General features: G+C 68.6%; 12 protein-coding genes. 1 reads left to right on the plus strand and 11 read right to left on the minus strand.

Features of this window, described 5'->3' with window-relative positions; all coding sequences use genetic code 11:
* Positions 1 to 5: 5 nt before the first annotated feature.
* Both glmS and coaA read right to left on the minus strand, forming a co-directional pair.
* Positions 6 to 1,853, minus strand: coding sequence for a glutamine--fructose-6-phosphate transaminase (isomerizing) (gene glmS, locus AUC47_RS06030; RefSeq protein WP_096714311.1), 1,848 nt, complete (start codon positions 1,851 to 1,853; stop codon positions 6 to 8).
* A gap of 78 nt (positions 1,854 to 1,931) precedes the next feature.
* On the minus strand, positions 1,932 to 2,876 hold the full coding sequence (coaA, locus tag AUC47_RS06035) for a type I pantothenate kinase (RefSeq protein ID WP_096714312.1): 945 nt from the start codon (positions 2,874 to 2,876) through the stop codon (positions 1,932 to 1,934).
* A gap of 36 nt (positions 2,877 to 2,912) precedes the next feature.
* Here coaA and AUC47_RS06040 point away from each other — a divergent pair, with 36 nt between their 5' ends.
* The gene (locus AUC47_RS06040; protein WP_096714313.1) at positions 2,913 to 3,857 is read left to right on the plus strand and encodes a Ppx/GppA phosphatase family protein; all 945 of its coding nucleotides are present in this window, start codon (positions 2,913 to 2,915) and stop codon (positions 3,855 to 3,857) included.
* Between the two features lie 24 nt (positions 3,858 to 3,881).
* Here AUC47_RS06040 and AUC47_RS06045 read toward each other — a convergent pair whose 3' ends face one another.
* From AUC47_RS06045 to AUC47_RS06085, 9 genes are all read right to left on the minus strand, one after another.
* A complete protein-coding gene (locus AUC47_RS06045; protein WP_096714314.1) occupies positions 3,882 to 5,684 on the minus strand; it encodes an Ig-like domain-containing protein in 1,803 nt (600 codons plus the stop codon).
* Between the two features lie 311 nt (positions 5,685 to 5,995).
* Positions 5,996 to 7,354 (minus strand): phosphoglucosamine mutase, encoded by a 1,359-nt coding sequence (gene glmM / locus AUC47_RS06050; protein ID WP_096714315.1) that lies wholly within the window; start codon positions 7,352 to 7,354, stop codon positions 5,996 to 5,998.
* Between the two features lie 14 nt (positions 7,355 to 7,368).
* The gene (gene rpsI, locus AUC47_RS06055; protein ID WP_096714316.1) at positions 7,369 to 7,854 is read right to left on the minus strand and encodes a 30S ribosomal protein S9; all 486 of its coding nucleotides are present in this window, start codon (positions 7,852 to 7,854) and stop codon (positions 7,369 to 7,371) included.
* 26 nt (positions 7,855 to 7,880) lie between these two features.
* The gene (rplM, locus tag AUC47_RS06060; protein ID WP_096714317.1) at positions 7,881 to 8,327 is read right to left on the minus strand and encodes a 50S ribosomal protein L13; all 447 of its coding nucleotides are present in this window, start codon (positions 8,325 to 8,327) and stop codon (positions 7,881 to 7,883) included.
* Positions 8,328 to 8,543: 216 nt separating this feature from the next.
* Positions 8,544 to 9,212: an endonuclease/exonuclease/phosphatase family protein gene (locus AUC47_RS06065; RefSeq protein ID WP_096714318.1), complete on the minus strand. Its 669-nt coding sequence runs from the start codon at positions 9,210 to 9,212 to the stop codon at positions 8,544 to 8,546.
* A 98-nt stretch (positions 9,213 to 9,310) separates the two neighbouring features.
* Positions 9,311 to 10,609, minus strand: coding sequence for a hypothetical protein (locus AUC47_RS06070; protein ID WP_096714319.1), 1,299 nt, complete (start codon positions 10,607 to 10,609; stop codon positions 9,311 to 9,313).
* Complete coding sequence (gene truA, locus AUC47_RS06075) at positions 10,609 to 11,457, minus strand: tRNA pseudouridine(38-40) synthase TruA (protein WP_096714369.1); 849 nt, start codon at positions 11,455 to 11,457, stop codon at positions 10,609 to 10,611. Before truA ends, AUC47_RS06070 begins: the two co-directional genes overlap by 1 nt.
* Positions 11,458 to 11,480: 23 nt before the next feature.
* A complete protein-coding gene (locus AUC47_RS06080) occupies positions 11,481 to 13,022 on the minus strand; it encodes an APC family permease (protein ID WP_096714320.1) in 1,542 nt (513 codons plus the stop codon).
* Positions 13,023 to 13,121: 99 nt separating this feature from the next.
* Positions 13,122 to 13,487, minus strand: coding sequence for a winged helix-turn-helix transcriptional regulator (locus tag AUC47_RS06085; protein ID WP_096714321.1), 366 nt, complete (start codon positions 13,485 to 13,487; stop codon positions 13,122 to 13,124).
* Between the last annotated feature and the right edge of the window lie 20 nt (positions 13,488 to 13,507).

The following is a 13,507-nucleotide window of genomic DNA, read 5'->3' on the forward strand; positions in this document are numbered from 1 at the left end:
GACGGTTACTCGACCGTGACCGACTTCGCGAGGTTGCGGGGCTGGTCGACGTCGAGGCCCTTCGCCGTGGCGAGCGCCATCGCGAAGACCTGCAGCGGCACGACGGCGAGTAGCGGCTCGAACATCGGACCGGCGAGCGGGATGCGGATCACCTCGTCGGCGAACGGCAGCACGGCCGCGTCGCCCTCTTCGGCGACGACGATCACGCGAGCTCCACGTGCGCGGATCTCCTGGATGTTCGACACGACCTTGGAGTGCACCAGGGCGGAATGCCGAGGCGACGGGACGAGCACGAAGACCGGCTGCCCCGGCTCGATCAGCGCGATCGGACCGTGCTTGAGCTCGCCCGCGGCGAAGCCCTCGGCATGGATGTAGGAGATCTCCTTGAGCTTGAGCGCCCCCTCGAGAGCGATCGGGTAGCCGACGTGGCGCCCGAGGAACAGCACAGAGCGGGTGTCGGCCATCCAGCCGGCGAGCTGCGACACGTGGTCGTTCTCGGTCTCGAGCACCTTGGCGATCTTCTCCGGGAGGGCGGTGAGCTCCGCGACGTCGACCGACGCGTCCGTCACCGAACCGCGGACGCGCCCCATGTGCAGACCGAGCAGCAGCAGAGCGGTGATCTGCGCCGAGAACGCCTTGGTCGAGGCGACGGCGACCTCGGGGCCGGCGTGGGTGTAAACAACAGCATCCGACTCGCGCGGGATCGTCGCGCCCTGCGTGTTGCAGATGGAGAGCGTGCGGGCGCCGCGCTCCCGCGCGTACTTCACGGCCATGAGCGTGTCCATGGTCTCGCCCGACTGGCTGATCGACACGACGAGCGTGTCGTCGCCGATGACCGGGTCGCGGTACCGGAACTCGTGCGCGAGCTCGACGTCGACCGGTACGCGCGCCCACTGCTCGATCGCGTACTTGCCGACGAGCGCCGCGTACGAGGCGGTGCCGCAGGCGGTGATGATCACGCGGTTGATCCCGGTGAACAGATCGTCGAGTCCGTCGAGCTCCGGGATGACCACCTGATCGCCCTGGATGCGGCCACGGATCGTGTTCGCGACTGCCTCCGGCTGCTCGGCGACCTCCTTGGCCATGAAGCTCGACCATCCGCCCTTCTCGGCGGCTGCGGCATCCCACGACACGTCGAAGGGCTCCGCCTCGACGGGCATTCCGGCGAAGTCGGTGACGGTGACGGCATCCGGCGTGATCGAGACGATCTGGTCCTGGCCGATCGCGAGCGCCTTGCGCGTGTGCTCGACGAACGCGGCGACGTCGGACCCGAGGAAGTTCTCGCCCTCGCCGAGGCCGATCACGAGCGGCGAGTTGCGACGAGCGCCGACGACGAGCCCGGGGTGGTCCTGGTGCATCGCGAGGAGGGTGAACGCGCCCTCGAGGCGGTTCACGACGTTGCGGAAGGCGAGCTGCAGATCTCCGCCGTTGCCGCGGTACTCGCGGCCGAGCAGGGCCGCGGCCACCTCGGTGTCGGTCTCGCTGCGGAACGACACCCCGTCCGCCGCGAGCTCGTCGCGGAGAGTCGCGAAGTTCTCGATGATCCCGTTGTGGATGAGGGCGAGGCGATCGTCGTCCGCGAGGTGCGGGTGGGCGTTGACGTCAGTCGGACCGCCGTGAGTCGCCCATCGGGTGTGGCCGATGCCGGTGCTGCCGTCGGGCAGGGCGGCGTCGGCGAGCGAGTCGCGCAGGGCCGAGAGCTTGCCGGCCTTCTTGCGCATGCCGAGCGAACCGTCCTCATCGATGACGGCGACGCCGGCCGAGTCGTAGCCGCGGTACTCGAGGCGGGCGAGGCCTGCGAGAAGGATGTCCTGGCTGGGCCGCGGGCCCACGTATCCGACGATTCCACACATGAGGTACAGAGTAAGCGCCGGATTTTGCGAAGGTTCCGAACGAACCGCGCAGCCGCGTCACCACGCGGATGACGACGATCAGAGCTTGCGGAGGAGCACGCTCTCGACGCTGTGATCCGAACCCTTGTTCAGCACGAGGCGGGCCCGGTGCCTGGTCGGCATGACGTTCTCGACGAGGTTCGGCATGTTGATCTCGTTCCAGTAGCCGAGAGCCGTCGTGATCGCCTCGTCGTCGGTGAGGTGCGCGAAGACGTTGAAGTACGACGACGGATTCGAGAACGCCCCTTGCCGCAGGGCGAGGAAGCGGTCGACGTACCACTTCTCGATGTGCGACGTGTCGGCGTCCACGAAGATCGAGAAGTCGAACAGGTCGCTCACCGCGACGTCGTTCGGGGCGGGCGGCGGCTGCAGCACATTCAGCCCCTCGACGATGACGACGTCCGGCCGCCGCACCACGACGTGGGCGTCCGGGACGATGTCGTACCGCATGTGCGAGTAGAACGGAGCGCGAACCTCTGCGGCCCCGCTCTTGACCTCGGTGAGGAACTCGATGAGCGAGCGACGGTCGTAGGACTCGGGGAAGCCCTTGCGGTCCATGAGGCCGCGTCGTTCGAGTTCGGCGTTCGGGTAGAGGAAGCCGTCGGTGGTCACGAGCTCGACGCGCGGCGTTCCCGGCCACCGGCTCATGAGCTCGCGCAGCAGGCGTGCGATCGTCGACTTGCCCACAGCGACCGACCCGGCGACGCCGACCACGAAGGGAGTGGTCGAGTCGTCCTCCTGGAGGAAGTCGCTCGTCGCAGCCCCCAGCCGCTTGGTGGCCGTGGCGTAGAGGCTGAGCAGACGGCTCAGCGGCAGGTACACCTCGCTGACCTCGGTGAGGTCGAGACGATCACCGATGCCGCGGAGCTCCACGACCTCGGTCTCGGTGAGCGGCTGATCGAGGTCCGCGGCGAGCCGGGCCCACTCCCGGCGCCCGATCTCACGGTACGGAGACAGCGGAAGCGCGGGGTCGACGGTGGTCACCGGATCATCGTAGCGGGGCCCCGGTAGTCTCTTGCCGTGCGCCTGGGAGTCCTCGACATCGGATCCAACACCGTCCACATGCTGGCGGCCGACGTGCGCGCGGGGGGACGCCCGCTCGCCGCGACTAGCGACCGGACGGTGCTGCGCCTCATGCGCTACCTCACCGACGACGGGGCGATCTCCGATGACGGCGTCCGCGCACTCGTGGACGCGGTGCGCCAGGCTCGCCGTGTCGCCGAGCAGGAGCGCGTCGACGAGCTTCTCGCGACAGCGACGAGCGCGGTGCGGGACGCGACGAACGGCGTCGAGGTGATCGCGCGCATCGAGGAGGCGCTCGGCCAGCCGCTGCAGGTTCTCGATGGCGAGACCGAGGCCGAACTCACCTTCCTCGCGGTGCGTCGCTGGTTCGGGTGGTCGGCCGGACAGATCCTGCTGCTCGACATCGGCGGCGGATCGCTCGAGATCGCCGCGGGCGGCGAGGAGCTGCCGGACGCCGCGGCATCCGTCCCGCTGGGGGCCGGGCGCATGACGGTGCAGTTCCTGCCGAGCGATCCGCCGGGCGAAGACGATGTCGAGAGACTGCGCACGCATGCCGCAGCGACCCTGGATGCCGTGCTCCCCCGGTTCGCCGGGCTCCCCCGCGCCGACCACGTGGTCGGATCGTCGAAGGCGATCCGCTCGCTCGCCAAGCTCGTCGGCTACCCGGTCCCCGGTTGGTCCGGCACCGAGCGGATGCTGCTGCCGCGCGCCGCCCTCGGGTCATGGATCCCGCGGCTCGCCCGCCTGCCGGCATCCGCACGTCAGGAGCTGCCGGGCATCACCGCGGATCGCACTTTCCAGATCGTCGCGGCAGCGGTGTCGCTGCACGCGGCGATGTCGGCCTTGGAGGTCGACGAGCTCGAGGTCTCGCCGTGGGCGCTCCGCGAGGGCGTGCTGCTCAGGTACATCGAGCAGCTCACGCAGAGCGGTGCCCGCGCCTGATCCTCGTTCGAGCGTCGCCTGGGCTCACTCCGTCCGCAGTTTGCGGCGCGCCCACAGGCACACGCCCCCACCGACGAGCAGCAGGACACCCGCGATCAGCCCACCGGAGGCAGCCGTCGCGCCGGTGGCGGCGAGGGTGTCGCGGTCGCCGGGCGCTTCGGGGCCCACGCCGCCGGCGCCTCGCGGCGCGGCGACAGCGGTTCCCGGGTCCGTCGGCACAACGGCGACGGGCGAGCCGCCGATCGCGAACCCGGCGGTGACCTCCCCGGAGTCGACGCCTGTGAAGGCGGCGGTCACCTCGCCTGGAGCTGTGCCGACCGGCACGGTCCACGCGAATGTCACCGTGCCGTTCTGGTCGGCGAGCTGCGTGCCGAGGTCGATCCCCCCGGAGAGAGCGCCCGTCACGGACTCCCCCGGTGCGAATCCGGTCGCCGTCGCCGTCAGCGTCTCCCCCGCAGCGAGGACATCATCGCTCACTGTCGCCTCGAGGGACGGCTCGTCGACGGTGACGGCAGCCGGCGCCGACGCATTGCCCGACGCATCGGTCGCAACCAGGGTGAGAACCGCGCCGTCCGGTTGCGGGGAGGTCAGCGTCGCACGGAAGAATCCCTCGGCGTCGGCGGTGGCGGTTCCGATCTCAGCACCATTCACATCGGTCACGGCGATCGTCGCCCCTGGCTCGGCAGAACCGACCACCGTCGTGCCGCGGGAGGCGAGACCGGCCGGAGCGGCGGGCGCAGCGAGGTCGGACCTGGTGACGATGTTCAGCGTCGCGCCCCCGGCATCCTGCGCCGCGACCGTCATCGTGATCCCGCCGGACGCCGAGGTGAACGTGGAACCGACCGGCCACGCCGTCGAGCGCGGGGCGGTGCCCAATGCCGGCATCGGGATGATCACAGTACCGTTGCGCCACACCTTGTTCCTCGGCGGTTCCTTCAGCACACGCACCCCGTACGCGCCCTGATACACCGCGCCATCCGGCCCGGTCGACTGCGAGGTCGAAGTCCAGTTGGTCGTCTGATTGCGGGTCTTGGTCGCGTACTCGAACCAATAGATCCTGCCTGTTATCGGATCGACCACCTGCACCGAACGCACCCCCGCGTGCTCGTTGAACGGGGCCACCCGCACCGTCTGCGAGCCGCTCCCGTCGACGTTCACGTAGTCGGAGGACTGGAGCCAACCGAGACGGATCGCCATCGGCGTGTTCATATCTTTCACGGAATCGTAGATGGTGGAGCCCATGACCGAGATACCGTCGCTGTACTCGGACCACGGGCAGTCTTCGCCGTCCGACACCCCGCCCGGACACTGCAGCAGTCCCGCGTGCCCGAGGGACAGATTGTGACCGAACTCGTGGGCCAGCAGCGGGTTGTAGACCGGCGCTGTGCCCCCCTGCTCCAGATAGGCCGACGCCCCGTCGTCCTGAGCCGTCGTCTGTGTGCCGACTCCGCCGAAGCGGCAACCGGCGACGACCAGCACCATGAAGTTCTTGTTCGGACCGCTGGTCCATCCCAGCGCCTGTTGCGCCTCGGCCTGCCTCGCGCGCATCTGTGCCCCGGTGGGACTGCACGAGTACTGATCGGTGGCGCCGTCCTGGTTCACATCGAGCCAGCGGATCTCCGCCGGCTGGATCTTCACGTAGCCGTCGGATTGCATCGACCAGTACTCGCTGAGTGCCTGTATCTGTGCCTGCGCCTGCGACATCAGCTGCTCGGGCGACGCTGTGATCGGGTTGGTGGTGCCCAGAGCCAGCGCGACGGTGACGCTGTGGACACCGGGCTCGGCGGCGAAGGCGGCCTGCGGCGCGACCAGGCCGAGCACGGTCATAGCGATGACCGTTCCGGCGGTCGAACCCTTTCGGAGAACCCGCTGGATTCTGCGATTCTGCGTCGGTGCGATCGGCTGAGATGCCACGGAGAGCCTTTCTGATCGTGCCGTCGGCTGCGCGCAGGATCAGCACCGATCAGATGCGCTGGCGGCGAGCGCAGTCGCGGACTCGATGCCCATACTGGCCGACCGCCGATCTCGCATCTACGGGCGGAGGGGCGTGGCTCAGCCTTTATTCCCGTATACCGATATGCAGAATCGACGCCCCTGTGCGGCGAGCGCGCAGGGACGTCGAGTCGTCGGGACTGCAGTCAGAGAGCGAGGCGTTCGCGCACCACGTCGGCGAGACGATCGGCGTAGGCCTGCGCCGATTCGGCGTCGGCCGCTTCGACCATGACTCGCACGAGGGGCTCCGTGCCGGACTTGCGAAGCAGGACGCGGCCGGTGTCCCCGAGCTCGGCCTCGACCTCGCGGATCGCCGCCTGCACGACATCGTCGGAGCCGACGGCGTCCTTGTCGACGTCGCGCACGTTGATGAGCACCTGTGGGTACACCGTCATGACGCTCGCCAGTTCGGCGATGCTCTTGTTCTGTCGGGCCATCTCGGCGACGAGGTGCAGGCCCGTGAGCAGGCCGTCGCCCGTCGTCGCGAACTCGCTCATGATGACGTGTCCGGACTGCTCGCCGCCGAGGGCGTAGCCGCCCTCGTTCATGTCCTCGAGCACGTAGCGGTCGCCCACTGCCGTCTGACGGACGGTGATGCCGTGCTCGCGCATCGCGAGGTGCAGACCGAGGTTGCTCATGACCGTCGCGACGAGGGTGTCGTCGGTCAGGTGACCGCGCTCCTTCATCGACACGGCGAGGATGGCCATGATCTGATCGCCGTCGATGACGTTGCCCTGCGCGTCGACCGCGAGGCACCGGTCGGCGTCACCGTCGTGCGCGATGCCGATGTCGGCTCCGAGCCGGACGACCGCCTCCGCGAGGTTCTCGAGGTGCGTGGAGCCGACGCCGTCATTGATGTTCCAGCCGTCGGGGTCGGCGCCGATGACGGTGACCTCGGCACCCGCATCGCGGAACGTCTCCGGCGAGACGCCGGATGCCGCGCCGTGGGCGCAGTCGAGCACGACCTTGATGCCGTTCAGACGGTTCGGCAGCGAGCCGAGCAGATGGACGACGTAGCGGTCTTCCGCATCGGAGAAGCGGATGATGCGGCCGACGCCCGCACCGGTCGGGCGCAGCATCTCACCGGCCATGGCCGCCTCGATGCGCTGCTCGACCACGTCGGGGAGCTTGCGTCCGCCGCGGGCGAAGATCTTGATGCCGTTGTCGGGCGCTGCGTTGTGCGACGCCGAGATCATCACACCGAAGTCCGCGTCACGGTCGGCGACGAGGAAGGCGAGCGCCGGGGTCGGGATGACTCCGGCCTCGAGGACGTCGACGCCCGAGGACGCGAGACCCGCGGACACCGCGGCCTCGAGGAAGTGACCCGAGACCCGGGGGTCGCGGGCGACGACTGCGGTGAGTCGCTTGCCTTCGGCTTTGCGAGCCTCCGCAGTACGGCCCTGGCCCAGGACGACAGCAGTCGCCTGGGCCAGGGTGAGCGCCAGGTCGGCGGTGAGGATGCCGTTGGCAAGTCCTCGCACGCCGTCCGTGCCAAAGATCGGCATCGGAGCAGTGGACCTTAACGCTTGGAGTACTGAGGCGCCTTACGGGCCTTCTTGAGTCCGGCCTTCTTGCGCTCCTTGACGCGAGCGTCGCGCGACAGGAAGCCGGCCTTCTTCAGGGTCGGACGGTTGTTCTCGACGTCGATGCCGTTGAGGGCACGGGCGATGCCGAGGCGCAGCGCGCCGGCCTGACCCGAGGGGCCACCACCCGAGATGCGTGCGATGACGTCGTAGCCGCCCGCGAGGTTGAGGACGGTGAACGGGTCGTTGATCAGCTGCTGGTGCAGCTTGTTCGGGAAGTAGTCCTCGAGCGTGCGGCCGTTGACCGTGATCGTTCCCGAGCCGGGGACGAGGCGCACGCGGGCGATGGCCTGCTTGCGACGGCCGACAGCGGCACCCGGAACGCTGAGCACGGGGCGGGGGGCCGCCTCGACAGCGTCGCTCTCGGGGGTCGAGGTCGAGAAGTTCTGGAGGTTTTCGGTGGAGTCCTGGATGTCAGCCACGAGTATGTCCTTAGTCTGTACGGCGCTTACTGGGCGACCTGGTCGAGGGTGTACGGCTGGGGCTGCTGCGCGGCGTGCGGGTGCTCGCCACCCGTGTACACCTTGAGCTTCGACAGCTGCTGACGGCCGAGGCTGTTCTTGGGGAGCATGCCACGGATGGCCTTCTCCACAGCGCGGACCGGGTTCTTCTCGAGCAGCTCGGCGTAGTTGACGGCCTTGAGACCACCCGGGTAGCCCGAGTGACGGTAGGCGATCTTCTTCTGGAGCTTCTGACCGGTGAGCGCAACCTTGTCGGCGTTCACGATGATGACGAAGTCACCCGAGTCGATGTGGTTGGCGAAGGTCGGCTTGTGCTTGCCGCGCAGGAGCGCTGCGGCGTGCGAGGCCAGGCGGCCGAGAACGACGTCGGTGGCGTCGATGACGACCCAGTCGCGCTGGACTTCGCCAGCCTTGGGAGTGAAAGTGCGCGTCACGATAATGCTGCTTTCTTGTTCGAACGGAGAGGTTCGTGAATCCCACTCCGGGGTGGTTCCGACCTGTCGCGCGATGCGCAGGAGGGGGAACACGCCAGTGGAGGGCTCACGTTCGCGGCACCCGGCAGTCGAGTACCAAAGAGACAGCTTACGTCATGCGGGGCGATCCCCCAAACCGGCGAGCAAGCGGCCAGCTCGCGGGCCTTCGATCGGAGGTCAGTCGAGACGCGCCGTGACGAGGATCGGCCGGTGGTCGCTCGATCCCTGCGGCAGCGTGGTGACGCGCTCGATCTCGAATCCGGCGGAGGTCGCGAAGTCGTAGTGCCCGCGGAAGACGCGATACCGCGTGTAGGTGTGATCGTCACTCAGGGTGAGCGCGTAGCCGTGCTCGCGCACCGCGTGACCGAGGTTCTCCTTGAACACGGGGTAGTTGTAGTCCCCCACCATGAGCTGCGGGAGCCCCTCGCCGAGGGTGGCGAGCTCGGTGAGCGCCGCACGGATCTGGTGCCGCCGCAGTGAGTTCAAGGCCGTCAACGGGGCGGCGTGGAACGAGGCGGCGATGAACTCGCGGCCGGCGTCGATGTCGCGCAGCCGCGCACCGAGCACGCGCTCGTGGGCGGGCTTCGCGATGCGATCGTGGAGGGACTTCTTCAGCCCGATGGTGCGGATCCCCTGCAGATGGAACGCGCTCTCGCGGTAGTACATGGCCAGCCCGAGCCGGTTTCCCTGGGTGGCGTCGGCCAGGGCGAGATCGCCGATCCGCTCCGGCAGGTGCGCGACATCGCACTCCTGGAGGCACAAAAGGTCGGGGTCGTGCGTGGTCGCGAGCGCGACCAGTTCCCCGGCAGCCCGGTGCTTGCGCAGGTTGTACGAGATGACCTTCATGACTCCGGCAACGTTACCGTCCGTGGCTGTGCTCCGGCTCCGTTCCCGCGTCGTACTCGGCGACGGAGGTTCGGCGATCTGACCCGACGGCGCCCGCCTCAGTCGTCGGAGCGGGCGCCGGCGGCTGCCCTGGCCGTCTTGAGCGGGGTCTGTCGGGGCATCGCCTCACCGGGGTGCAGCGCATCGCGCACCGCCTGGCGCTCCCGCCGGGCGCGCGGGGAATCGATCAGGCCCAAAACGACCCCTACGAGAACGAGGCCCACCGCCACTCCGAGCACCGGACCGACGTCGACGACGGTCCACTCGGCCCAGACGGCGCCGGTCGCGAAGACGATCCCGGCCGCGCCGAGTGTGCTGAGGCCCAGCTGCAGACGCACCAGCGCGCGGTTGCCCGAGAGCAGCGGCGCGATCAGCTCGGGGTCGACCATGCGGATATCGCCGGTCGCGACCCACCGCGTCACCGCGACCTCCCGCGAGGCCTGCAGCACCACCCCGCCGGTCCATGCCACGACGCCGAGAACCGCGCAGAGCGCGATGGCGGCCCCGCTGCCGAGGCTCAGCACGTCGATGCCGTTCTCGATCGGTTCGTCCCAGTACACCGGATCGCAGGTGCGGCACTGCTGCCTCATGTAGACGGAGAGCATGAAGGCTCCCAGAGACGCGAGCGTCGCGGTGGTGAGGACCGCGGCGATCCGTGCGACGACGCGGGCGGACGGCACGACGAGCCAGCGAGGGAGCACTGTCCGCGGTGCGGCCTCACGCCTACGGCGGTCCGTATCTTCCGCCCGGGGCACCTGCGCCTTCCACCGCGCCTGCAGGGCGGCGACCCGCGGCGCATCGCGCAGCATGAGTCGTCCACCGGCGCTGACCACGAGCCCGGCTGCGACCGCGAGCACCGCGACGATCCCCAGGGCACCCCACATCACGGGGTCCTCGCGGAACTCGTCCGTGAACACCACCATCAGAGCGAACAGACTCCCGACGCCGACGATCGACCAGAAGACTGCGAGCCCAGTGCGTCGCAGATACTGTCCCGGAGACGTCTGGAGCTCGGCGCGGATGCGCTGCGGGGGCACTGCCGACGGGTTCTTCTCCGCGAGCTTCTCGACGAGCCGCAGCGCGGCCGCGCGCTCGGCGACGAGCACGAACGGCACGGTCACCGCGAGAATCGCGCCGACGAGCAGAATCACGCCCATGCTCGCGCGGAAGAGCGGGTCGAGATCGACCCGCCAGTACAGGGTCGACAGCGCTTCCTCCCCGACGATGCCGCATACGAGGATCGCCAGGAAGGCGTAGAGCACGCCGACGATCAGCCCGACACAGGTGTCGAGGAGCGTGCGCCACAGGGCCCATCCCGACGACCGAACCTCGATGAACACGGCATCCGGCTCTCGCATCAATCTCCCTCGACCTGGCGTCTCGCTCGCGTCTGCTCCGCCCGGGCCGACAGCAGCTCGTCTGCCGGATATCCGACCTCGGTGAGAGTGAGACCGCGCGCGGCGAGAACCTTGAACTCGCTGGTGCGGACGAGGGCGTCCCGCAGCACGACGAGGTCGCCGACCCCGAGGCGCCCCTCGCCCACCGCGGCGCACGCACCGACGAGAGCGCGCACCATGCTGTGGCAGAACGCGTCGGCCTTCACCTCCGCGACGAGCACGCCGTCGGCATCCCGCCGCCACCGGTAGTCGAGAAGCGTGCGGATCGTCGTCGCCTCCTCGCGCGGCTTGCAGTAGGCCGCGAAGTCGTGGAGTCCGATGAGGGTGCGCGCCGCAGCATCCATCGCCTCACCGTCGAGCGTGCCGCGATGCGTCGTGGTGTCCAGCCGGCGCAGCGGATCGTACCCCGACGCCTCGTCCGCGAGCCGGTACCGGTATCGGCGCCAGACGGCCGAGAAGCGCGCGTCGAAGCCCTCCGGGGCGAGCGACGAGCGCGTGACCGTCACATCCGGGTAGGCGCCGAGCACGCCGCGCATGCGCCCTGCGATGGAGCCTGCCGGGTCGTTCGCGGCGCGGCCGTGGCGCGATTCGATGCGCGCCCACTGCTCGTCGTCGAGGTCGACATGCGCCACCTGTCCGGCGGCGTGCACCCCGGCATCCGTCCTCCCCGCGACGACGAACTGCACCTCGGAGCCGACGATGCGGGCGAGAGCCGCCTCGAGTGTCCCCTGAACCGTCCGGAGGGAGGGCTGCTTGGCCCACCCGCGGAAATGAGTGCCGTCGTAGGCGATGTCGAGCCGGATGCGCACCACACCAGCCTAGGGCCGGAGGCTCAGATGCCTCCGTCGATCGACCGGATCGTCACGTTCGGCTCGTCGGGCACCATCACCTGCGTGTCGCGGTTGAGGCTCTCGCCCCGGAAGAACCGCTTCGACCGCGGGAACAGGTACCAGAGGAACATCAGCACCAGCCCGAACGCGAGCGACCCGATGCCGATCACGAACGTGCCGCCGATGCCGAAGAGCACCGTGTAGCCGTAGTCGACATCCCACATGTCGATCGCCGACTGCACGAACGCGTAGGTGAGCATGAGGCCGCCGACGAGCGGGAAGAGGCCCTTGAAGAAGAAGTCGCGCGCGGAGTTCCGCAGGTCCTTCCGGAAGTACCAGACGCACGCGAAGCCGGTGATCGCGTAGTAGAAGGCGATCGCGAGCCCGAGCGACAGGATCGAGTCCTGCAGGATGTTGTCGCTGATCAGCGTCATGCCGACGTAGTAGGCCGAAGCCACGACACCCATGACGATCGTGGAGAACGAGGGCGTCTTGTACGTGGGGTGCACGTCCTTGAACTTCGCGGGCAGGGCGCGGTACACGCCCATCGCGAGGGTGCCTCGGGCGGTCGGCAGGATCGTCGTCTGCGTGGACGAGATCGCGGAGATGATCACCGAGACCACGAGCACCCAGCCGAACGGGCCGAGCAGTCCGTCCTTGATCGCGAGGAAGAAGTCATCGGCGTTCGCCTCGTTTCCGAGACCCGTGCCGTCCTCCCCGAGGCCCGCATACATCATCGCGGCGATCGTGACGGCGACGTACGTGAACAGCAGAATGATCGTGGTCAACAGGGCGGCGCGGCCCGGGATGCGCTTCGGGTCCTTCGTCTCCTCGTTGAGCGCGAGACAGGTGTCCCACCCCCAGTAGATGAAGAGCGCGAGCAGGATCGCCTCGATGAATCCGGAGTAGTCCGTGAAGGCGAAGGGGTTCAGCCAGGCGATGTCGAACGGCGTCGGGTTCGGCGCGGTGCCGGCGAAGAACTGCCAGAGCGCGGCGACGATGAAGATCGCGAGGGCGAGGTACTGGATCCCCAGCAGGACGTTCTGAATGCGCTCGCCGATCTCGACGCCGCGCCAGCTCACCCACGTCATGGCCGCGATGAAGAACACCGCGACGAGGATGATGCGCCAGTCGTTGTTCTCGAGGTCGAAACCGATCAGCGACCAGAAGTAGACCGAGGCGATCTGCGCGAGGTTGGCGAGCACGACCATGCCGGCGACCGCGACGCCCCAGCCGCCCATCCAGCCCACCCAGGGCCCGAACGCCTTGGTCCCCCACGTGAACGTGGTGCCGCAGTCAGGCACCGCGTTGTTCAGCTCTCGGTACGCGAACGCGATGAGCAGCATCGGGATGAACGCGACGATGAACGCGATCGGGGCCTGGGCGCCGACGGCGAGCACGACGAACCCGAGCGTCGCGACGAGCGAATACACGGGCGCGGTCGAGGCCAGCCCGATGACGGTCGACCCCCACAGTCCCAGGGAGCCGCTGGCGAGCCCCTTGCCGTCGGGTCGTTCGAGATGGATGGGCGTCGTTGCTGACATGTTCAGAAGATACGACTTCCACGCATATCGCGTCAATCGTTTTCTTTCACCGAGGGATTTCGCGGCCTTCTGTGCGCCATGACGACGGAATCCGTCGGTTCAGTCGCGGTCGAGCATTCCGTCAGCATGGTCGGCGACCCACGCGACGAGTGGCAGCATGCGCTGCATGAGGTCGCGTCCCAGCGGAGTGAGGCTGTACTCGACGTGGGGTGGGACCGTGGGGAACGATTCGCGGTGCACGAGGCCGTCATCTGCGAGCGTGCGCAGGGTCGACGCGAGCATCTTCTCGCTGATGCCCCCGACCTCGCGGCGCAGCTCGCCCCAGCGCCGGGTGCCGTCGGAGAGGCTCGACAGCACGAGCACGCCCCACTTGCTCATGACGTGGTCGAGGATCACGCGCGTGCTGCATCCCGGCTCGAAGACCTGAGGGATCGACTCGCGGATCTGCGCATAACTCACCGTCATGTAGGTACCTTACTTCAAAG

It is taken from the genome of Microbacterium sp. SZ1 (assembly GCF_002362255.1).
In the GTDB taxonomy this organism is placed as follows: Bacteria; Actinomycetota; Actinomycetes; order Actinomycetales; family Microbacteriaceae; genus Microbacterium.